22 protein-coding genes and 1 pseudogene are annotated in these 20,113 nt (G+C 68.7%); 15 read left to right on the top strand and 8 right to left on the bottom strand.

Annotated features, from left to right (window positions below; translation table 11 throughout):
* Positions 1 to 46: 46 nt before the first annotated feature.
* Together ACFWAY_RS13915 and ACFWAY_RS13910 are read left to right on the top strand one after the other, a co-directional pair.
* Positions 47 to 352: a hypothetical protein gene (locus ACFWAY_RS13915; RefSeq protein WP_378450283.1), complete on the top strand. Its 306-nt coding sequence runs from the start codon at positions 47 to 49 to the stop codon at positions 350 to 352.
* A gap of 411 nt (positions 353 to 763) precedes the next feature.
* Entirely contained in the window at positions 764 to 1,726 is a 963-nt protein-coding gene (locus tag ACFWAY_RS13910; protein ID WP_378450284.1) for an alpha/beta fold hydrolase, read from the top strand.
* Here the strand turns inward: ACFWAY_RS13910 and ACFWAY_RS13905 are convergent, their stop codons facing one another.
* Positions 1,727 to 2,374 carry an FHA domain-containing protein gene (locus ACFWAY_RS13905; RefSeq protein WP_378510969.1) on the bottom strand — a complete coding sequence of 216 codons (648 nt, stop codon included), beginning with the start codon at positions 2,372 to 2,374 and terminating at the stop codon, positions 1,727 to 1,729. It lies immediately after the preceding gene.
* A gap of 57 nt (positions 2,375 to 2,431) precedes the next feature.
* On the bottom strand, positions 2,432 to 3,031 hold the full coding sequence (locus ACFWAY_RS13900; protein ID WP_378450286.1) for a TetR/AcrR family transcriptional regulator: 600 nt from the start codon (positions 3,029 to 3,031) through the stop codon (positions 2,432 to 2,434).
* Positions 3,032 to 3,134: 103 nt separating this feature from the next.
* Here ACFWAY_RS13900 and ACFWAY_RS13895 point away from each other — a divergent pair, with 103 nt between their 5' ends.
* Positions 3,135 to 4,718, top strand: a complete 1,584-nt coding sequence (locus tag ACFWAY_RS13895; protein ID WP_378510968.1) for an MFS transporter — start codon at positions 3,135 to 3,137, stop codon at positions 4,716 to 4,718.
* Here ACFWAY_RS13895 and ACFWAY_RS13890 read toward each other — a convergent pair.
* Positions 4,680 to 5,249: pseudogene (locus ACFWAY_RS13890) on the bottom strand (response regulator); the annotation flags it as partial. The gene ACFWAY_RS13895 and the pseudogene ACFWAY_RS13890 overlap by 39 nt on opposite strands.
* A 134-nt stretch (positions 5,250 to 5,383) precedes the next feature.
* Between ACFWAY_RS13890 and ACFWAY_RS13885 the strand changes: the two are divergent.
* Positions 5,384 to 5,677, top strand: coding sequence for a hypothetical protein (locus ACFWAY_RS13885; RefSeq protein WP_378510967.1), 294 nt, complete (start codon positions 5,384 to 5,386; stop codon positions 5,675 to 5,677).
* A gap of 8 nt (positions 5,678 to 5,685) precedes the next feature.
* Here the strand turns inward: ACFWAY_RS13885 and ACFWAY_RS13880 are convergent, their stop codons facing one another.
* From ACFWAY_RS13880 to ACFWAY_RS13865, 4 genes are all read right to left on the bottom strand, one after another.
* Positions 5,686 to 6,513 carry an SDR family NAD(P)-dependent oxidoreductase gene (locus ACFWAY_RS13880; RefSeq protein WP_378510966.1) on the bottom strand — a complete coding sequence of 276 codons (828 nt, stop codon included), beginning with the start codon at positions 6,511 to 6,513 and terminating at the stop codon, positions 5,686 to 5,688.
* Positions 6,510 to 6,995: a nuclear transport factor 2 family protein gene (locus ACFWAY_RS13875; RefSeq protein ID WP_378450290.1), complete on the bottom strand. Its 486-nt coding sequence runs from the start codon at positions 6,993 to 6,995 to the stop codon at positions 6,510 to 6,512. Before ACFWAY_RS13875 ends, ACFWAY_RS13880 begins: the two co-directional genes overlap by 4 nt.
* Positions 6,996 to 7,096: 101 nt before the next feature.
* Positions 7,097 to 7,540: a ferritin-like domain-containing protein gene (locus ACFWAY_RS13870; RefSeq protein WP_112299238.1), complete on the bottom strand. Its 444-nt coding sequence runs from the start codon at positions 7,538 to 7,540 to the stop codon at positions 7,097 to 7,099.
* On the bottom strand, positions 7,537 to 8,064 hold the full coding sequence (locus tag ACFWAY_RS13865; protein ID WP_378450408.1) for a hypothetical protein: 528 nt from the start codon (positions 8,062 to 8,064) through the stop codon (positions 7,537 to 7,539). The genes ACFWAY_RS13870 and ACFWAY_RS13865 overlap by 4 nt, the downstream gene beginning before the upstream one ends.
* Positions 8,065 to 8,261: 197 nt before the next feature.
* On the opposite strand from ACFWAY_RS13865, the gene rimP reads away from it, so the two are divergent.
* The 11 genes from rimP to truB all read left to right on the top strand — a co-directional run bounded on the left by rimP (position 8,262) and on the right by truB (position 19,293).
* Positions 8,262 to 8,834 (top strand): ribosome maturation factor RimP, encoded by a 573-nt coding sequence (rimP, locus tag ACFWAY_RS13860; protein ID WP_378450291.1) that lies wholly within the window; start codon positions 8,262 to 8,264, stop codon positions 8,832 to 8,834.
* Complete coding sequence (gene nusA, locus ACFWAY_RS13855; protein ID WP_378510965.1) at positions 8,831 to 9,862, top strand: transcription termination factor NusA; 1,032 nt, start codon at positions 8,831 to 8,833, stop codon at positions 9,860 to 9,862. The genes rimP and nusA overlap by 4 nt, the downstream gene beginning before the upstream one ends.
* Before the next feature lie 44 nt (positions 9,863 to 9,906).
* Positions 9,907 to 10,260, top strand: coding sequence for a YlxR family protein (locus ACFWAY_RS13850; protein ID WP_378450293.1), 354 nt, complete (start codon positions 9,907 to 9,909; stop codon positions 10,258 to 10,260).
* Positions 10,261 to 10,365: 105 nt separating this feature from the next.
* On the top strand, positions 10,366 to 13,317 hold the full coding sequence (gene infB / locus ACFWAY_RS13845; protein ID WP_378510964.1) for a translation initiation factor IF-2: 2,952 nt from the start codon (positions 10,366 to 10,368) through the stop codon (positions 13,315 to 13,317).
* A 101-nt stretch (positions 13,318 to 13,418) separates the two neighbouring features.
* Complete coding sequence (locus ACFWAY_RS13840) at positions 13,419 to 13,709, top strand: DUF503 domain-containing protein (protein WP_072937879.1); 291 nt, start codon at positions 13,419 to 13,421, stop codon at positions 13,707 to 13,709.
* A gap of 114 nt (positions 13,710 to 13,823) precedes the next feature.
* Complete coding sequence (gene rbfA, locus ACFWAY_RS13835; RefSeq protein WP_378450295.1) at positions 13,824 to 14,312, top strand: 30S ribosome-binding factor RbfA; 489 nt, start codon at positions 13,824 to 13,826, stop codon at positions 14,310 to 14,312.
* Between the two features lie 11 nt (positions 14,313 to 14,323).
* Complete coding sequence (locus ACFWAY_RS13830; RefSeq protein WP_378510963.1) at positions 14,324 to 15,325, top strand: bifunctional oligoribonuclease/PAP phosphatase NrnA; 1,002 nt, start codon at positions 14,324 to 14,326, stop codon at positions 15,323 to 15,325.
* 12 nt (positions 15,326 to 15,337) lie between these two features.
* Positions 15,338 to 16,726: an MATE family efflux transporter gene (locus ACFWAY_RS13825; protein ID WP_378510962.1), complete on the top strand. Its 1,389-nt coding sequence runs from the start codon at positions 15,338 to 15,340 to the stop codon at positions 16,724 to 16,726.
* Between the two features lies 1 nt (position 16,727).
* Positions 16,728 to 17,657, top strand: coding sequence for a metallophosphoesterase family protein (locus ACFWAY_RS13820; protein ID WP_378450298.1), 930 nt, complete (start codon positions 16,728 to 16,730; stop codon positions 17,655 to 17,657).
* A complete protein-coding gene (gene npt / locus ACFWAY_RS13815; RefSeq protein ID WP_378510961.1) occupies positions 17,654 to 18,337 on the top strand; it encodes a 4'-phosphopantetheinyl transferase Npt in 684 nt (227 codons plus the stop codon). Before ACFWAY_RS13820 ends, npt begins: the two co-directional genes overlap by 4 nt.
* A gap of 38 nt (positions 18,338 to 18,375) precedes the next feature.
* Positions 18,376 to 19,293, top strand: coding sequence for a tRNA pseudouridine(55) synthase TruB (truB, locus tag ACFWAY_RS13810; RefSeq protein ID WP_378510960.1), 918 nt, complete (start codon positions 18,376 to 18,378; stop codon positions 19,291 to 19,293).
* Positions 19,294 to 19,297: 4 nt separating this feature from the next.
* Here truB and ACFWAY_RS13805 read toward each other — a convergent pair whose 3' ends face one another.
* Positions 19,298 to 20,011 (bottom strand): metal-dependent transcriptional regulator, encoded by a 714-nt coding sequence (locus ACFWAY_RS13805; protein ID WP_378510959.1) that lies wholly within the window; start codon positions 20,009 to 20,011, stop codon positions 19,298 to 19,300.
* Positions 20,012 to 20,113 lie beyond the last annotated feature (102 nt).

The following is a 20,113-nucleotide window of genomic DNA, read 5'->3' as shown; positions in this document are numbered from 1 at the left end:
CCTCCCCAGCCTCCCCGGCACCACACACTGCGAAAGGTTCTTCCCTATGTCGGCTTCATTCGACCTCTCCACCGTACTGACACGCACGGGTGCCACCGTCGCGGCCGCGTTCTTCGTTCTCGCGGCCGGCGCAGGCATCGCGTCTGCCGCCCCGGATGCGGATGCCCCCTCGTCCGACCCCTCCGTGGCTACCGTCGCCCCCGGACCGAACGCCCAGGGCGGCAACGTCGACATCGGCGGCCCACACGTCGGACCGATCGCGGTGGACGGCATCAAGGCCGGACCCGGCGGAGCGAACGTCGGCGGTTACGACTTCGGCGGAGGGGGTGGCCCCGGCCTTCCCTGGGGGTGACGGGTTCCCCACCCCAGGGTGCCTGGTCCGGCCGAACTGGACGCCGCATCCTGAAGGCGCGGCGCAGACCGCTCCAGTCACGGGCGGCCCGGACCGGTCGCTTCTTCGCGGCGAGGACCCGGGATCGGCACTCACGAGGTGAGGATTCCGGGGTCCTCTACCCGGGCACTGTCGGGTCGCCGCATGCTCGACGGTCGGCGCATCGGGCAGGTCTTCCGATGGGAGCCCCCTCTGTGAGGGGGCTTCGGCGTGCCCGCGTCAACCCACCTCAGGGGTGGAAAGGCCAACACCTCCGGGTGCACCTGCCACCACTGGGGGTCCTGGTTGGTGAAGACCATGCACGGCACAGTGGAGGACAAGCAAGAACGTAACGCTTCACCAGCCGCGAGCGAAGAAACCGAGGAGGCCATCATGACGAACACCCCGGTTGCACACGAGCACGAGGGCCGTCGCCTCACGGTCAGGACCGACGACGGGATCACGCTCGCAGTTCGCGAGTTCGGTTCTCCCGACGCAGCCACCACGGTGGTGTTCGTTCACGGTCACTGCCTACGCACCGAGTCCTGGTGGGCACTGCGCGAACAGCTGGTCCGATTCTGGTGCAACGACGTTCGCATGGTTTTCTACGATCACCGGGGACACGGAGAGTCGGGGGAGGCGCCGGCCGCCACCTACACGATCGATCAGCTCGGCCGCGACCTCGGCTCGGTGCTCGACGCCGTCGCCCCGCACGGTCCGGTCGTCCTCGTCGGGCACTCGATGGGCGGAATGACCGCACTGTCCTACACCCGGCAGAACCCGCACACGATCGGTTCGCGGATCGTCGGCATGGCCCTGATCTCCACCGCGGCGTGCGATCTCGCCGAGGCCGGTCTCGGTCGTCACCTGCGTAGCCCCGCGGTGTCGCTGTTCCGCTCCGCAGTGCGCCGGGCACCCCGGGTCGTGCACGGATCGAAGAGGGTCGGACGCACCGTCTGTGCGGCGATCGCCCGCGCGGCAGGCGCCCGCAACCGGGTCGTCGATCCTCGCCTGGCGGCGCTGGTCGCGGCCATGGCCAACACCACGTCCGTCGTCACCATGTCGAGTTTCCTCGAATCACTGCTCGGGTTCGACGAGCGGCATTCCCTCGCCGCGCTGGCTCACATTCCGTCGTTGATCCTGTGCGGCTCGGTGGACATGCTCACCCCGCTCCAGCATTCGGTCGCGATGGCCTCGAAGCTGCCCGCTTCGGAGCTCGTGAGCGTCGACGGAGCCGGCCACTCGGTGATCCTCGAGCGTGCGGCGGACGTCGCGCTCGCCATCATCGGCCTCGTCGAGCGGATCGCCCACGGTGAGACCGCCGCGCTCGACCGCGAACTGATGGCCGTCGGCTGATCAGAGATCGCGCTCGTTGATGATGCCGCTGCGCATGGCCCGCTCGGCCAGGCTGACCCGCTTCTGGTTCTGGGGGAGATCGCCGACGCCGAACTTCGCGAACAACGCGCGCAGGTGAGTCTTGATCGCGTCGACGCTGAGAAACAGTTCCTGGGCGATCTGCTGGTTCGAGGCGGGATTCGCGAACGCGGCGCCGTGCTTGTACGGCCGGCACAGCGCCGTGAGGACCGCCCGCTGGGTATCGGTGAGGGACCGGACCTCGGGCATGTCGGTCCCCATCCGGGTGGCCTCGTCGAGTGCGCCGCCGAATTCCAGGTATCGGATCTTCGTTCCGCCGATGCGGATGCTGTCGCCCTGCCGGAGCCGCCGACGCCCCGCGAGCCGCTCGCCGTTGACGAAGGTGCCGTTACGGGAGAGCCCGTCGTCGAGGATGGTCCAGTGCGTGCCGACGCATTCGAGGACGGCGTGGAGCCGCGAAACCTCGTCGTCCTCGGTGAGGAGTAGATCGGAACCGGGCGACCGTCCGATCGTGACGCGCGCGGAAGCGGGGGAGAGGTCCACTGTGTAGTGGTGACCCTCCCGGTCGGAATAGCTCAGTCGAGACTCCACGGCTCGGTCCACGGCGACGCCCCTTCCGCACGCTTCCATCGTGCCCCGCCGTGTGTCCGATGAGCAAGATCAAGAGCGGAAATCGCCGATCACGGATCAGTTCTCGGAGCCCACGGCGTCCAGGGTGCTGCCGAACGCGCACACGGCGAGTTCCTCGAGCGCCGGATCCTGCCCGGCATGCTCCGGTACCTGCATGGCGAGGAGGGTGTTGAGCAGCATTCCGTTGGCGATGAAGGTGCGGGCCCGTTCGGGGCTGCACCCGGTGCGCGTCCGGATCTGTGTGTAGAGCCGGGACATCCAGTCGCGGGCCAGCGCGCCGATCTCCGGGTTCGCGCCGGACGTAAAGCCGTGCATCATCACGAGCAGGAGGTCGCGGTCCTCGAGTAGTTCGGTGTACGCGATGCCCATCGGGAGCCACGACTCGTCGTTCTCCGGGTCGGCGGCGACATCGTCGAAATAGGGCTCGAAGGTGTCCATGATCCGACGCATCGCGCGGTCGAAGACGTCCGCGAACAGCCGCGACTTGGAACCGAACATGCGCACCACGTAGGGCTGGGACACCCCCGCCTCGCGTGCGACGGCGTCGGTGCTGGTGCCGTGATAGCCGTCCCTGGCGAACGCGCGGGAGGCGGCGGCCAGTACGAGTTCGCGACGTTCGGTCGCGCTCATGCGGGTCTGTTTCACGGGCGGTGCCATGTTGACATGTTATCAGTCGATTACTAGTCTTCGAAATAAGTAATCATCTGATGCTTACAACTTCTGTCATCCCGTACTCACGACTCGGATACGAGGACCCGTCATGACGACACTCTCCGAACGACTGGAACACGAATCGGCGGCGCCTCCCCCGGGGCAGGGCCTCGGCCGGCTGGTGCCGGTATGGCTGGCGATCGTCGCCGCCTCGATACCGATGTTCATGGCCACACTCGACAATCTGGTGATGACCAGCGCCCTGCCGGTGATCCAGCGTGACCTCGGCGCGTCGGTGGGGCAGTTGCAGTGGTTCATGAACGCCTACACGCTCGCCTTCGCGACGTTGATGTTGACGCTGTCCGCGCTCGGCGACCGCCTCGGTCGACGCCGTGTATTCCTCTGGGGCATAGTGCTCTTCGCGCTGGCATCGATCGCGTCGGCCCTGTCGACCACCTCCGAGATGCTGATCGCCGCGCGCGCCGTCCAGGGCATCGGCGCGGCAGCGATCATGCCGCTCTCCCTCACCCTGCTCGCCGGTGCCGTGCCGCTCGCCAAGCGTGCCCTCGCCATCGGGATCTGGGGTGGCGTCTCGGGACTCGGTGTTGCCCTGGGCCCGGTGGTCGGCGGCGCCGTCGTCGACGGGGTGTCGTGGCAGGCCGTGTTCTGGATCAACGTCCCCGTCGCAGCGGTCGCGATCCCGTTGGCGCTCTATGCGCTCGGCGAGTCGAAAGGAAAGCGGCAGCCGCTGGATCCGCTCGGCGTCGTTCTGGCCGGAGCCGCCGTGTTCCTCGGAGTCTGGGGCATCGTGCACGGCAACGACGACGGTTGGACCAGCGCCACGGTGCTCGGTGCTCTCGTCGCAGCGGCGGTGCTGCTGGCGGCGTTCGTGGTACGCGAGTTGCGCACACCCTTCCCCGTCATGCCGCTGCGGCTGTTCCGGTCCCGTCAGTTCTCCCTGGCCAACGTCATCGGGCTGACGTTCACACTGGGAATGATGGGCGCCGTCTTCCTCCTGTCGCAGTACCTCCAGATCGTCATGGGGTACTCCCCGTTCGAGGCCGGCCTGCGAACCTTGCCGTGGACGGCCGCACCCATGCTGGTGGCGCCGATCGCAGGCCTGCTCGCGCCGCGGCTGGGAGTCCGGACCCTCCTCGTCACCGGACTCGTCCTGCAAGGATTGTCGCTGCTCTGGATGGCGTCGCTCATCGTTCCGGGCGCCACGTACGGCAGCATGATTCCGGCGTTCGTGATGGCGGGCGCAGGTATGGGGCTGACGTTCGCTCCCAACGCGACCGCCGTCCTCGCCGATATGCCCGAGGCCGACCACGGCACGGCCAGTTCGACCAACGCGACGCTCCGTGAGATCGGGGTCGCGCTGGGCATCGCGCTCCTGACCGCGGTGTTCCTCGGTGCGGGCGGCAGCCTGACCCCGACGGGATACATTGACGCCCTCGCGCCCGCCCTGTACGTCGGAGCCGGATTCGTGGCGGTCGCGGTCGTCGCCGCGGCCCTCATGCCGGGACGATCGAAGGCGGTCCTGGCGTCGACGGAATCAGTCCTGCCAGCCCGGCCGGACGAGGCCCCATTCGTACGCCATGACCACCAGTTGCGTGCGGTCCCGGGCGCCGAGTTTCAACAGAATCCGACTGACGTGGGTGCGGGCGGTGGCCGGGCTCAGGAACAGTCGTGAGCCGATCTCGGCGTTGGTGAGCCCCTCGGCGATCAGGATCATCACCTCGCGTTCGCGCTCGGTCAGGTCGTCGAGGCGGGTGGGCTGCGGCGGACGTTTGGCGTGGGACGCGAACTCCGCGACCAGCTTCCGCGTCACCGACGGTGACAGCAGGGCATCCCCGTCGGCCACCACGCGGACCGCCCGCACCAGTTCGGCGGGTTCGGTGTGTTTGACGAGGAAACCCGTCGCTCCCGCGCGCATCGCCTCGAACACGTACTCGTCCAGCTCGAACGTGGTGAGCACCACCACCCGCACGCCGGACAGCGCGGGATCGGCGGCGATACGGCGGGTCGCCTCCAGCCCGTCGAGCACCGGCATCCGGATGTCCATGAGGACGACGTCGGGGACCAGCGATCGAGTCAGGCTCTCCGCCTGCTCACCGTTCTCGGCCTGACCGGCCACGGTGATGTCGGCCTGCGCGTCGAGCAGGGCGGCGAACCCCGCCCGCACGAGAGCCTGGTCGTCGGCGACGAGCACGCGAATCGTCATGCCCGGCCCGCCGTGTCGCCGCCGAAGGGGAGCGTCACCTGCACCCGGAAACCGCCGCCCGGTTTGATCCCGGCGGTCAGCTCGCCACCCAGCGCGCGTGCGCTGACGAGCCCCCGGAATGGCGGGCCACATTGGTGAGCGACTCCTGGACGATCCGCGCCGCGGCCACGTCGACCACCGTTGGTAGCGGCCTCGGTGTGCCTTCGACGACGGACGTCACCGCGAGACCCGCGGCGCGGGCGCGCTCGACCACACCGTCCAGCTCCCCGATCCCGGCGGTGGGCGCGATCGGCGGGCTGTCCTGGCCGCCCCGCAGTGATGCCAGCAGCGCATGGACGTCGCCGATCGCGTCGCGGCTCGCGATCTTGATCGCAGACAGCGCCTCCTGCGACTGCTCCGGTCTCGTCCGCCGGCGCGACGTGAACTGAGCGGCGCCTCAGTACAGCGGGCCGCCGCCGAAGGGTTCCCGGTGCGACGGCGGGGTCCGGCCGTGCGTGTCGGTGATGCCGTATTCGACGGCCAGTTCCGCGGTGACGAAGGTGTGGCCGCTGCGCTCCGCGAGGGTGGGGTCCGCGGTCAGGGCGCAGATCACCTCGCCGACGAATTCGGGGGACTCGGCGTCCGCGACGGGAAAGCCGGCGATGGTTTCGAGGCCGCTGGCGACGATCATCTCCGTCCGCACGATGCCCGGCCACAGCGAGACCGCGCGCACGTCGTGCGGAGCCAGCTCCGCCGCCATGTCGCTGGCCATCTTGTCCAGCCCTGCCTTGGACATGCCGTACAGCACCGAGTGCAGATGCCCGCGGGTCCCGAAAGACGAGATGTTCGCGATCAACCCGGAGCGTCGGGGCACCATCAACCTCGCAGCCTCCACGGACGCGACGTAATGGGCGCGCAGTCCGACGCCGATCAGCGAGTCCCAGTCGCCGAGTGGCCGCTCCCAGAAGGGCGTGCTGAACCCGCCGAATCCCTTGGGGGCGGCCCACACGTTGTTGACCAGCAGGTCGAGTCGGCCGGCCTGCTCGTCCGAGATCCGGGCGAACAGACTGTGCACGTCCTCGTCGTCGCGGTGATCGCAGGCCACCGCGATGCCGGTCCCACCGGCGCCGGTGACCGTCCGTGCCGACACCGCCAGTGGGCCGTCGTCGGTCACAGGGCCGCGCCCGGTGAGGTAGACGGTCCATCCGGCGGCTCCCAGCGCCGTCGCCACGCCCTTGCCGACGCCGCGGCTCCCCCCGGTGACCAGAGCTACCCCGCCGCTCACTGGACGACCACCGTGTCCGGGGTGAGCGGGCGGGTGATCGACCATCGAGTGGTGAAGTGGCATCGCGACATTCGCCAGTCGCCGTCCTCGAGGCGGTAGGCGTCGTCGTACTCGCCGGAGGACACCGTCTCCGTCCGCTTCAGCAGATCGACCTGGCGGAACTTCAGCGTCCACGCGCCCGACGCCTCGGTGTCGCTGTGCAGCACGATGTCCGGATGGAAGCCGTGGTGCATGTCAAGGATCACGTGCTTGCCGTCCACTTCGTGGAGCGCGATCCTGCGGAAGATGTCCGTGAGCCGGTCGGCGTCGTCGAACCGGCCCAGCGGGCCGAAGTCGATCGACGCCCCGGACGAGACGAAGCAGGCACGGAACGCGTCCGGATCCTTGCCGTCACACGCTCGCCAGTAGCGGTATTTGAGCGCCTTGATCGCGTCGATCCGCTCCCGGTCCGTCAGACGCTGCTCCACCGAGCGTTCGTCCACGCTGCCGTCCTCCCGTTGCCGTTCACCGTGTCGGGAGAGACGCTAGGCCGGGAACGCGTCGGATGGGTGCAGAATCCCGGTGGGCGGGAACCTGCGCACCGTCAGGGCTGACCGGGGAACGGGTCGGTCACCGGATCGGTCCCGAGTGCCACGCGCCAGGTGGCCTCCCTGACGGCCGCCTCGGTCAGCGCGGTGACGCCGAGCGTGCGGGTGTCCTCCGTCTCACCGTGTTCGACGACCGCCCGCCACGCGACGGCGGTGTCGGCCTCCACCTGGGCCGCCAGCTGCGCGGCCGTGATCGGATCGGTGACCGGGAACGGCAGGGTGTAGCCCGCCTCGGCGGCCGGGGCCGTCAGTCCTGCCGCGGTCAGCGTGTCCAGGAGCCCGTCCCGGCGCGCCCGGTGGGCCGCGGCGGCGGTGGCCACCTGGGTGGCGCGGGTGGGATTCGAGAAGGCGGCGACCACTCCGTAGGCAAACACCGCGGAATGTTCGGCTGTCAGCGCGTCGGCGAGGCTCTTACCCTCGGCTTCGGTGGGTGTCGTCACGGCAGCACCACCGCCAGATACGTTCCGCACGCGGCGCTGATCGACGCGCAGAGCCCCGCTCGGTAGGCGGTCAGTGTGCGCGCCGAATCGGCTGCGCTGCGCTGCGACTCGGCCAGGTCGGCCCGCAATTGATCGAGACCGGGCGGCGGCGCCGGTGCGGTCGGTGTCGTCAAAGGGGCAGCGGACGTGGTCGGTGCGGTGCCGTCAGGGTAAGTTCCTGCAGCCCTGGCGATTTCGGTATCCAGCGCGTCGGCATGTGCGGTGCGCTGGACACGGACGAGTTCGAGTGCCGCGCCGCGATCGGGGAGCAGCGCAATCGTGGCCGCGGCGCCGGCGGCGTCGCGACGAGCCAGACGCGACTGCGCGACGAGTGAATCGACCTCGGTGTCGGAGTCCGCGTCGTCGGCGCAACCCGCCAACAGGGGGACGCTCGCGACGCCGAAGGCCGAGGCTGCTGCGAACCGGAGAGCGGTGCGCCGGGACACGGCCGGACCGGATGTCGGGGGCCGGGAGACGGTGGGCATGAGCACCGGTCCATGGTGCCAGGTCGGGCCGCGATCCCGGGAATCGAGCACCGGGGCTGGTCACGGGCGCCTCGAATCGGCGTTACTCTTAGATGCTCGAACCCGTCCCGGCGGGTTCGTGGTGCTGCATGCGCGGCGCGATGACCTGCCAGACCACGGATATACGACGAGCGACAACTGAAACGAGGAGCTTCCCGATGCCGGTTCCATCCAAGGAGAGGGTGACGGAGCTCATCTCCGATCTGGTGCAACGCCAGGGCTACGACTTGGAGGGCGTTGCAGTCACCCTCGCGGGTCGGCACAGCGCGGTCCGGGTCATGGTGGACAGCGACGCCGGACTCGAACTCGACGCGGTTGCGAACCTGAGCCACGAGATCTCCGAGGTCTTCGATTCGGTGTCCGATTTCGGGGAGTCGCCGTACACGCTCGAGGTCACATCTCCCGGTATCGACCGTCCGCTCACACACGAGCGGCACTGGCGCCGGGCCCGCGGCCGCAAGGCGCGTATCGATCTCGCGCACGAGACCGTCGTGGGTCGGATCGGCGTCCTCGACGGCGACTCGGTCGCGGTGGTGATCGGCTCGCGCACGGGCCCGGAGGTTCGGCGTGTCGCGCTCCCGGACATTCAGAAAGCTGTTGTGCAGGTGGAATTCTCGAAACCCGATCCGAGAGAGCTGGAACTCGCGGGCGGGATTCCGGAGGGTCGCGTGGCACCCGCGGACGCGGACGCGTCGGAAGATGAAGAAGTAGTAGAGGGGTTGGACAAGTGAATATCGACATTGCGGCGTTGCGCGCCATCGAGGCCGACAAGGGCATCTCGATCGAGACCGTCATCTCGACCATCCAGACGGCACTGCTCACCGCCTACCGGCATACCGAGGGGCATCAGCAGCACGCACGGATCGACGTCGACACCAAGAGCGGCATCGTCCGTGTGATGGCACACGACGTCGACGCCGACGGCAACATGGTCGGCGAGGAATGGGACGACACCCCGGAAGGTTTCGGCCGGATCGCCGCGACCACAGCCCGCCAGGTCATCCTCCAGCGGCTGCGGGACGCCGAGCACGAGCGGAGCTTCGGCGAGTACTCCACCCACGAGGGTGAGATCGTCGGCGGTGTGATCCAGCGCGACACCCGCGCGAACTCGCGCGGCATGGTCGTGGTGCGGATCGGCAGTGAATCCAGCGGCGCCGAGGGTCTGATCCCGCCCGCCGAGCAGGTGCCCGGCGAGAATTACGAGCACGGCGAGCGGCTCAAGTGCTACGTCGTCGGTGTGGCCCGTGGGCAGCGCGGACCGCAGATCACGCTGTCGCGCACCCACCCGAACCTGGTCCGCAAGCTGTTCGCACTCGAGGTTCCGGAGATCGCGGACGGTTCGGTCGAGATCATCGCCGTCGCCCGCGAGGCCGGCCACCGGTCGAAGATCGCCGTCCAGTCGCGCGTGCAGGGACTCAACGCCAAGGGCGCCTGCATCGGTCCGATGGGGCAGCGGGTGCGTAACGTGATGAGTGAGCTCGCCGGCGAGAAGATCGACATCATCGACTTCGACGAAGACCCGGCCCGGTTCGTCGGCAACGCGCTGTCACCGTCGAAAGTGGTCTCCGTCACTGTGGTGGACCCGGACGCGCGGGCCGCGCGTGTCGTCGTCCCCGACTTCCAGCTGTCCCTCGCCATCGGCAAGGAGGGGCAAAATGCCCGCCTTGCTGCGCGCTTGACCGGGTGGCGGATCGACATCCGCAGTGACGCCGCACCCGCCCCCGAGTCGGCAGGCGGACCCGCCGCGACCAGTCGTTGAGCCGGGAATGCGGAGATCGGGGCGAGTCGGCGGTAGAGTGGTCAATGGTTCAGCATGAGCATCCCGATTCCGCGCGCGTTCCTACCGGTTCACCGGTCCGAACATGCATAGGATGTAGGGAGCGCGCGCTGGCTGTCGATCTGCTCAGGGTTGTGGTTAGTGAGAGTGGGCCGCAAGGTCATGTTCTCGCCCCGGACCCGAGGCGCAGGCTTCCCGGTCGAGGTGCGTGGCTGCACCCCGCCGAGGCTTGCCTGAGTCTCGCGGAACGACGCCGAGCATTCGGCAGAGCACTGCGAGTGACCGGAAGTGTCGACGCGTCAGAAGTCGACCACTGGGTACGAGCAGGGCACCCACCCAGAGCAGTACCTCTCGAACAGAACAGGCACAAGCACTCATGAGCACACCGTGAAGCACCAGCGATGATCGTCCATCGGAGATAACCCGAGGTCGTGCGGGCCCCTCTCAGGGGAGCCTCCTGCTCGACCTCATCAGTGAGGAGAGCAGTGGCAGGCAAGGCCCGCGTGCACGAGTTGGCTAAAGAACTCGGTGTCACAAGTAAAGAACTACTCGCAACGCTCAAGGAGCAGGGCGAGTTCGTGAAGTCGGCGTCCTCCACGGTGGAGGCGCCCGTCGCCAGGCGTCTACGGGAGTCCTTCCCGTCGGCGAAGTCCGCCGATTCCGCAGCCCGTCCGGCTGCCAAGCCCGGCGCAGCTGCGCCGAGCACCCCGGCGACCGCAGCGAAGCCGGGCGGTCCCCGTCCCGGCCCGAAGCCGGCTCCGGCTCCGGCCGCACCTGCTGCGGCAGCCCCCGCGGCCATCCCCGAGGCGCAGGCCCCGGCTCCGGCCGCACCCGCAGCAAGTGCCGCACCCGCAGCAAGTGCCGCACCCGCAGCAAGTGCTGCCGCTCCGGCTGCACCGGCGGCTAACGCTCCCAAGCCCGGTCGCCCCACCCCGGCTGCCCCGGCTCCGGCCGCACCCGCAGCCCCGGCCGCCAGTGCCCCCGCGGCTCCGTCCACGGGCGCCAAGCCCGGCGGACCCCGCCCGGGCCCGAAGGCCCCGCGTGTCGGTAACAACCCGTACTCCTCGGCTCCCGCCGAGCGTCCGGCGCCCCGTCCCGCTCCCGGCGCCCCGCGTCCGGGTGCACCCCGTCCGGCTCCCGGTCAGGGTGGACCTCGTCCGGCACCGGGTCAGGGCGGTCCCCGTCCGGCACCGGGTCAGGGTGGACCTCGTCCGGCACCGGGTCAGGGCGGTCCCCGTCCGGCTCCCGGTCAGGGTGGACCCCGTCCCAGCCCCGGCTCGATGCCTCCTCGCCCGAACCCAGGCGCGATGCCTGCTCGTTCGGCACGTCCCGCTCCCGGCGGTCGTCCCGGCCGTCCCGGCGGAGCCCCAGGCGGTCGTCCCGGTGGCGGCGGCGGCGGCGGTGGATACCGCGGTGGCGGAGCCCCCGGTGCCGGCGCAGGTGCGCCCGGTGGCGGAGCACCCGCAGGTGGTTTCCGCGGTCGTCCCGGTGGCGGTGGACGCCCCGGTCAGCGTGGTGCGGCAGCAGGTGCGTTCGGTCGTCCCGGTGGTGCCCCGCGTCGTGGTCGCAAGTCGAAGCGTCAGAAGCGCCAGGAATACGATTCCATGCAGGCGCCCGCCGTCGGCGGCGTGCGGTTGCCCCGTGGCAACGGCGAGACCATTCGCCTCGCCCGCGGTGCATCCCTGTCGGACTTCGCGGAGAAGATCGACGCGAACCCCGCAGCGTTGGTGCAGGCACTGTTCAACCTCGGCGAGATGGTGACGGCGACCCAGTCGGTCAACGACGAGACGCTGGAACTGCTCGGCGGCGAGATGAACTACGTCGTGCAGGTCGTCAGCCCGGAGGACGAGGACCGCGAGCTGCTCGACAGCTTCGACCTCACCTATGGCGAAGACGAAGGTGGCGAAGAGGACCTCGAGTCCCGTCCGCCGGTGGTCACCGTCATGGGCCACGTCGACCACGGTAAGACCCGACTGCTCGACACGATCCGTAAGGCCAACGTCCGTGAGGGCGAGGCCGGCGGCATCACGCAGCACATCGGTGCCTACCAGGTGCTGACCGAGCTCGACGGCAACGAGCGTCTCGTGACGTTCATCGACACCCCCGGTCACGAGGCCTTCACGGCCATGCGTGCCCGTGGTGCCAAGGCCACCGACCTCGCGATCCTGGTCGTCGCCGCCGACGACGGCGTCATGCCGCAGACGGTGGAAGCGGTCAACCACGCCCAGGCGGCCGACGTGCCGATCGTGGTCGCGGTGAACAAGATCGACAAGGAAGGCGCGAACCCGGACAAGATCCGGCAGCAGCTCACCGAGTACGGACTGGTCGCCGAGGAATACGGCGGAGACACCATGTTCGTCGACATCTCGGCGAAGCAGGGCACCAACATCGACGCACTGCTCGAAGCCGTGCTGTTGACGGCGGACGCTGCCCTGGACCTGCGGGCCAACCCGGACATGGACGCTCAGGGTGTCGCCATCGAGGCGCACCTCGACCGTGGACGCGGCCCCGTCGCGACCGTGCTCATCCAGCGCGGAACGCTGCGGGTCGGCGACTCGATCGTGGCCGGCGACGCATATGGACGTGTGCGCCGCATGGTCGACGAGCATGGCGACGACGTGCTCGAGGCCCTGCCCTCGCGTCCCGTCCAGGTAGTCGGCTTCACGTCGGTCCCCGGTGCAGGCGACAACCTGCTCGTGGTCGACGAGGACCGCATCGCCCGTCAGATCGCCGACCGGCGCAATGCGCGTAAGCGCAACGCTATGGCCGCGAAGAGCCGCAAGCGCATCAGCCTCGAGGACCTGGATTCGGCTCTCAAGGAGACGTCGCAGCTCAACCTCATCCTCAAGGGCGACAACTCGGGAACCGTGGAGGCCTTGGAAGAGGCACTGCACGGCATCGAGATCGACGACGAGGTGCAGTTGCGGGTCATCGACCGCGGTGTCGGTGGCGTCACCGAGACCAACGTCAACCTGGCCGCTGCGTCGAACGCGATCATCATCGGGTTCAACGTGCGCGCCGAGGGCAAGGCGACCGAGTTGGCGAACCGCGAGGGCGTCGACATCCGGTACTACTCGGTGATCTACCAGGCCATCGACGAGGTCGAGAAGGCGCTCAAGGGCATGCTCAAGCCGATCTACGAAGAGGTCGAGCTGGGCAAGGCGGAGATCCGCGCGATGTTCCGTTCGTCCAAGGTCGGCAACATTGCCGGTTGCCTCGTCACCTCGGGTACCATCCGTCGCAATGCGAAGGCCCGGCTGCTGCGTGACAACACGGTTGTCGCCGAGACCGTCACCATCTCCTCGCTGAAGCGGGAGAAGGAGGACGCTGTCGAGGTACGCGAGGGGTACGAGTGCGGTTTGACGGTCACCTACACCGACATCAAGGTCGGTGACGTCATCGAGGCCTACGAGCTTCGGGAAAAGCCGCGCGACTAGTCGCCATCCGTTTGGGGTGACGCAGCAGCGTCATCCGGCGTGCGCTTCTCCGGCCGACTCGATCGGCCGGGGGAGCGCACGTCTCCCCGAAGGAGGAAAGTTTGTACGTCGGTGCGCTCGAGCTCGACATCTTGCTCGGTGACGTGCGATCTCTGAAAGAGAAGCGTGCAATGGTCAAACCGGTTCTGGCGGAGCTGCGACGCTACGGCGTCTCGGCGGCGGAGACCGGAGAACAGGATCGGTACCGCCGGTCGATGCTCGGCGTCACGATGGCGAGCTCGGCGGTCGATCACGTACACGAGGTACTCGACACGTGCGAGCGGCACGTCGCCGGGCTGCCGGAACTGCAACTCCTTGCGGTCCGGCGAAGGATTTTCGGCCCCGAGGACTGACTCGGAGTGCCCTGCCCGCCCCGCCGCATCTGCGGCCCGGCGTGCAGAATGAACTACAGCTACACACGCAACTTCACAACTTATCCAGCGGCCAGGAAGAGGAGTCTGATTGTCATGGTGGATCCCGCCCGGGCACGCAAACTCGCCAAGCGCATCGGCACGATCGTCGCGACGGCGATCGACCACGAAATCAAGGACCCTCGCCTGGCGTTCGTCACGATCACCGATACCAAGGTGACGGCAGACCTCCACGACGCCACCGTGTACTACACCGTGATGGGCGCCGACCTCGAGTCCGAACCGGACGTCGCCTCCGCAGCCGCAGGGCTGGAGAAGGCGAAGGGCGTTCTGCGCTCGAAGGTGGGTGCAGGCACCGGAGTCCGGTTCACTCCGACGCTGACGTTCGTCGCGGACACGGTCCCCGACACGGCACGGCACATGGAAGAACTCCTCGCCCGCGCTCGCGCCGCCGACGACGAGGTCGCGCGTGTCGCAGCCGGTGCGTCGCCGGCCGGCGACCCCGACCCGTACAAGGAGCCCCGAGCCGAGGACGCGGACGACGCCGAAGTCGACGAGCCCACCGGTTCCCGCCAGGCGGACTGACACGAACCGACATGACCCACACTCAGGAGACGTCCCTGTCTGATCTCGATCGTCACGAGGTGTTTCTACCGCAGGCGGTCGCCGTTCTCGAGAACGCGACGTCGGTGACGATTCTGTGTCACGTCCAACCCGATGCCGACACGATCGGCAGCGGACTCGCCCTGGCGTTGGTGCTCGAGCGCAAAGGGATTCCGGTGCAGGTCGCGTTCGCCGCGCCCGACGAACTGCCGGAGTCGATGCGCGAACTGCCGGGCACCCATCTGCTGGTGCCGGCGGATCAGGTGCGCCGCAACGTCGATCTGCTCGTGACCGTCGACTGCGGCAGTGCCGGGCGTCTCGGGAAGCTCGCCGACCGGCTCGCGAACGCGGGGGAGACCCTCGTCATCGATCACCACCGGTCCAATACCCGCTTCGGTCGCATGAACCTGATCGACGAGTCCGCGGAGTCGACGACCGCTGTCGTGGCGCAGATGTTCGACCTGTGGGGTGTGGACATCGACGCCGACCTCGCGCACTGCCTGTACGCGGGACTCGTGACCGACACCGGTTCGTTCCGCTGGGTGCAGCCCGGCACTCACGCACTCGCCGAGAGGCTGCTCGCCACCGGAATCGACGGAGCCCGCATCGCCCGGCGTCTGCTCGACACCCACCCGTTCGGCTGGCTGCCCATGCTGTCCTCGGTGCTCGGATCGGCGACGCTCGTCCCCGACGCAGCGGGAGGGCGTGGACTGGTCTACGCCGTCATCCGGCAGGCCTACATCGGCGACCTCCGCTCGGAGGAGATCGAGAGCGTCATCGACATCGTCCGGACGACGTCCGAGGCCGAGGTCGCCGCGGTCCTCAAGGAGGCCGTGGACGGCACGTGGTCGGTGTCGCTGCGATCGAAGTCCGACGTGGACGTCTCGGTCGTCGCCGGGTATCTCGGCGGCGGCGGTCATCGGTTCGCCGCCGGCTATACGGCCGACAACTCTGCGGACGAGATCGTGACCTCGCTCGTCGAATCGCTCGGCTGAGGTCCGAATTCGTTGGCTGACGTCTCGGAAGTGACGGGCGACGCGACCGCCCGGACGGTGTTCGGTCTGGCGCTGCCCGCGCTGGGCGTCCTCGCAGCCGAACCGATCTATCTGCTCTTCGACATCGCCGTCGTCGGCCGGCTGGGCGCTCTGGCGCTCGCGGGTCTCGCCGTCGGCGGTCTCATCCTCGCCCAGGTCAGCACGCAGCTGACGTTCCTGTCCTACGGCACGACGGCGCGCGCCTCCCGCCTGCACGGGGCCGGCGACGAGCGCGGCGCGGTCCGGGAGGGCGTGCAGGCCACGTGGCTGGCACTGGGCATCGGCGCGCTCGTGATCGCGCTGGCCCACCTGTTCGCGCGGCCGGTCACGTCGGCGATCGCCGGCGGCTCGGACATCGCGGCGGCCGCCGAGAGCTGGCTGCGGATCGCGGTGTTCGGGGCCCCGCTGATCCTCGTCGCGATGGCGGGCAACGGGTGGATGCGCGGTGTGCAGAACACTGTGCGGCCCCTCCGTTTCGTGATCGTCGGTCTCGTCGTGTCGGCCGTGGCCTGCCCGGTGCTGGTGCACGGATTGTGGGGTGCGCCGCGGCTCGAACTCGAGGGTTCGGCGGTCGCAAACGTGATCGGGCAGGCAGTGTCCGCGAGCATGTTCGTCGGATCGCTGGTGGTCGAGCGGGTGCCGTTGCGTCCGCGGTGGCACGTCATGCGCGCCCAGATGGTGCTCGGCCGCGATCTGATCCTACGGAGCCTGGCCTTCCAGGCGTGCTTCCTCTCGGCCGCCGCCGTCGCGTCCCGGTTCGGCGCCGCCGCGGTCGCCGCCCACCAAGTGGTGCTGCAGCTGTGGAACCTCGTCGCCCTCACCCTCGACTCCCTGGCGATCGCCGCACAGGCGCTGGTCGGTGCCGCGCTGGGCGCCGGGCACGCCAAGGGCGCCACGCGGCTGTCGTGGCGCATCACTCGATGGTCCACGATCCTCGCGACAGGGCTCGCCCTGATCTTCGCTCTCGGCCACGGGGTAATCCCCGAACTGTTCACCTCCGATCAGGCCGTGCTCGACGAGATGGCGGTGGCCTGGTGGTTCTTCGTCGCGATCATGCCGGTCGCCGGAGTGGTGTTCGCCCTCGACGGAGTGCTGCTCGGGGCCGGCGACGTCGCCTTCCTCCGGAATGCCACGCTGTCCTGCGCGTTGGTCGGATTCCTGCCACTGATTTGGCTGTCGATGCTGCGCGACTGGGGCCTGGCGGGAATCTGGACGGGGCTCACGGTGTTCATAATTCCTCGGATGCTCGCGGTCGTGTGGCGCGTCGGAACGGGCCGCTGGGCAGTGGTCGGGGCCGACCTGCAGGCACGGCACGGATCGGACATCGATCCGGCGGCGGAACACGATCGGAAAGGTGGTTGACGTGGCACCCAAATTGATGGCGGTGAGCGACACCCATGTGGGGCACCGGGGCAACCGCCCGATCACCGAGGACATCTATCCCGACTCGCCCGACGACTGGCTGATCGTCGCGGGCGACGTCTCGGAGAAGACCGACGACATCCGGTGGGCGCTCAAACTCCTGCGGAGTCGTTTTGCCCAGGTCATCTGGGTCCCCGGCAACCACGAACTGTGGACGACGGCGAAGGATCCGGTGCAGATCCACGGCGCCGCCCGCTACGACTACCTGGTCACCATGTGCCGCGAGATCGGCGTCATCACCCCCGAGGACCCGTTTCCAGTGTGGGAGGCCGAGGACGGCCCGATCACGCTGGTCCCGATGTTCCTGTTGTACGACTACACGTTCCTGCCCGACGGCGCCACCACCAAGGAGGAAGGTCTCGCGATCGCGCGCGAGAAGAACGTGGTGGCCACGGATGAGTTCCTGCTGTCGAGTGAACCGTACGGAACCCGGGATGCCTGGTGTCGCAACCGCGTCGAGACGACGAAGGCCAGGTTGGACGCCCTGCCCGCCGGCACCCGCACCGTGCTGATCAACCACTTCCCGTTGGTTCGTCAACCGACGCAGGTGCTGTGGTACCCGGAGTTCTCCCTGTGGTGCGGTACCGAACTGACCGCGGACTGGCACACCCGGTACAACGCCGTCTGCGCCGTGTACGGGCATCTGCACATTCCGCGCACCACCTACTACGACGGCGTGCGGTTCGAAGAGGTGTCGCTGGGTTACCCACGGGAGTGGCAGAGGAGGGGACTCCCGGACCGGCTCCTGCGGCAGATTCTCCCGGTGCCGGAGTATCCGCCGGGAACGCTGAACAAGTGGGGAGGCCACTTCAAGGTCACTCCCGAACAGGAAGCCGAAGTGGAGAAGATGCGGGCGAGGGGGGCCCTGTGATCGAGAGAATTCTGCCTGTCGGAGTGGTGTCGTCGGAGCTGTTCGAGGATCCGCCGGGCCTGCGTCCGCACCCTCAGGAGGAGGCGCTGATCGGCAGGGCCGTGGAGAAGCGGCGCCGCGAATTCACTACCGCACGTCACTGCGCGCGCCTGGCGATGACGAAGCTGGGCGTGGACCAGGCCCCTGTTCTGCGGGGCGACAAGGGTTCCCCCGTGTGGCCGCGCGGCGTGGTCGGAAGCCTCACGCACTGCGACGGCTACCGCGGCGCGGTGCTCGGCTACGCCATGCAGGTGCGGTCCGTGGGGATCGACGCCGAACCGCACGAGGCGCTGCCCGACGGCGTGCTGGACGCGGTGAGCCTGCCCGCCGAACGCGACTGGCTGTCGGGAACGGCGGACTCCGGGCAGTGGCTTTCCGCCACCGGGGGTCAAGTGCACCGGGACAGGCTGCTGTTCTGTGCCAAGGAGGCCACGTACAAGGCGTGGTTCCCGCTCACGGCCCGGTGGCTCGGGTTCGAGGACGCGCACATCACGTTCGAGGCGTCCGGGGACGGCACGGGCACGTTCCACTCGGATCTTCTGATCTCCGGAGAGACCGTCCACGGGCCGCCGCTGGCGTCGTTCGACGGGCGGTGGATGGTGTCCGACGGCCTGATCATCACCGCCATTGCGGTGCACTGATTTCGGTGCGGTGACGACGGCTGGCAGAATCGGACCTCGTGTCTGCACGTGAAAAGCCCTCTTCCGGTCTCGTCGGCGCCGGACTGCTCATCGTCGACAAGGACGCGGGCGTCACCAGCCACGACGTCGTGGCCCGGTGCCGCAAGCTGCTCGGCACCCGGAAGGTCGGGCACGCGGGCACTCTCGACCCGATGGCCACCGGGGTGCTGGTGCTCGGTGTGGAGCGGGCGACGAAGCTGCTGGGGCTCCTGGCGCTGACCACCAAGGCGTACACGGCCACGATCCGGTTGGGTCAGGCCACCACGACCGACGACGCCGAGGGCGAGGTCGTCGCATCCGCCGATGCGTCCGGCGTGACGGACGAGGAGATCGCCGCGCAGGTGCACACCCTCACCGGGGAGATCCAGCAGATCCCGTCGAGCGTCAGCGCCATCAAGGTGGACGGCCGGCGGGCGCACGCACTGATCCGTGCGGGCGAGGAGTTCGAACTCGCTCCCCGGTCGGTCACGGTGTCCCGGTTCGAGGTCGTGGCGAGGCGAACCGAGGGCACGTTCGTCGACCTCGACGTCGAGGTGGAATGTTCCTCCGGCACCTACGTCCGGGCGCTCGCGCGTGATCTGGGGATCGCGCTGATCGGCGTCGGCGGGCACCTCACCTCGCTGCGACGGACCCGGGTGGGACCGTTCACGCTCGAGCACGCGCGCACACTGGAACAGCTGGCCGAGGAGCCGGGGGTCAGTCTCGACATCGACGCCGCCGCGCAGACCGCGTTCCCGCACCGGCAGGTCGACGCGGACGAGGCCGAATCGATCAGTCACGGCCGGTGGCTCGAGCCGATCGGAATCAAAGGTGTCTACGCCGCCATCGATCCGAGCGGGCACACGATCGCGCTGCTCCAGGAACGTGGACGGCGGGCCAGTTCGGTGATGGTGGTCCGCCCCGCGACCCTGAGGTAGCGGCTCACACCAGCCAGATGGCCTGGGCTGCGGGGTTTCCGAGCTCGATGGAGTCCTCATGCGCGCCGAGCCGGATCGACACGGTTCCGGCGTAGTCGCGTCGCTCCAGCACCGTGACCGTGACGTCCAGTGCCACCCCGACCGAGTCGAAGTACCGCAGCATCGCCGGGTCGGAGTCCGAGATCCGGGCGATGCGGCCGCTCTCGCCGTTGACGAAGTCGCTGAGCTGACGCGCCGGGGGAGTGGGCACCGAGCCGTCGACCGCGGGAATCGGATCGCCGTGCGGATCGCGTTCGGGATGGCCGAGCTTGGCGTCCATCCGGGAGATCATCAGATCCGAGACGGCGTGTTCGAGTACCTCCGCCTCGTCGTGCACCTCGTCCCAGCCGTACCCCAGTTCGTGTACCAGGTACGTCTCGATGAGGCGGTGCCTGCGGACCATTCCGACGGCGGCGACGCGCCCCGCCTCGGTGAGGGCGATGGACCCGTACCGGGCGTGATCGACGAGGCCCTGGTCGGACAGCTTCCGGATGGCCTCCGACACGGTGGACGCCGACACCCCGATCTTCTCGGAGAGCAATTTCGTGGACACCCGCTCCTGCGACCACTCCTGAACGGTCCAGATGACCTTGAGGTAGTCCTGCGCCACTGCCGAGAGAGCCCCGGTCTCGGAGGTCGAATCCTCGGTCACGCTCTGGTCATTCTTGTTCACGGCCACGCCAACGAGCTTAGGCAAGTCTTACCGGCGAGACACATCGACACACCTGATCCGTTGCCGGGTGACGGCCCCGGCGACCGCGAACCGCGAGGTCGTGGCGCT

Source organism: Rhodococcus sp. NPDC059968, assembly GCF_042738615.1.
GTDB lineage: Bacteria > Actinomycetota > Actinomycetes > Mycobacteriales > Mycobacteriaceae > Rhodococcus_F.
This window is presented reverse-complemented; position numbering and strand designations above follow the sequence as displayed.

Coding starts and splice junctions, on each gene's coding strand:
- ACFWAY_RS13900 (WP_378450286.1), bottom strand. CDS start 3,031: ATGGCACCGCCCGTGAAACAGACCCGCATGAGCGCGACCGAACGTCGC.
- ACFWAY_RS13910 (WP_378450284.1), top strand. CDS start 764: ATGACGAACACCCCGGTTGCACACGAGCACGAGGGCCGTCGCCTCACG.
- ACFWAY_RS13865 (WP_378450408.1), bottom strand. CDS start 8,064: ATGCCCACCGTCTCCCGGCCCCCGACATCCGGTCCGGCCGTGTCCCGG.
- rbfA (WP_378450295.1), top strand. CDS start 13,824: ATGGTGGATCCCGCCCGGGCACGCAAACTCGCCAAGCGCATCGGCACG.
- ACFWAY_RS13915 (WP_378450283.1), top strand. CDS start 47: ATGTCGGCTTCATTCGACCTCTCCACCGTACTGACACGCACGGGTGCC.
- ACFWAY_RS13895 (WP_378510968.1), top strand. CDS start 3,135: ATGACGACACTCTCCGAACGACTGGAACACGAATCGGCGGCGCCTCCC.
- ACFWAY_RS13905 (WP_378510969.1), bottom strand. CDS start 2,374: ATGGAAGCGTGCGGAAGGGGCGTCGCCGTGGACCGAGCCGTGGAGTCT.
- ACFWAY_RS13830 (WP_378510963.1), top strand. CDS start 14,324: ATGACCCACACTCAGGAGACGTCCCTGTCTGATCTCGATCGTCACGAG.
- rimP (WP_378450291.1), top strand. CDS start 8,262: ATGCCGGTTCCATCCAAGGAGAGGGTGACGGAGCTCATCTCCGATCTG.
- ACFWAY_RS13850 (WP_378450293.1), top strand. CDS start 9,907: ATGGTTCAGCATGAGCATCCCGATTCCGCGCGCGTTCCTACCGGTTCA.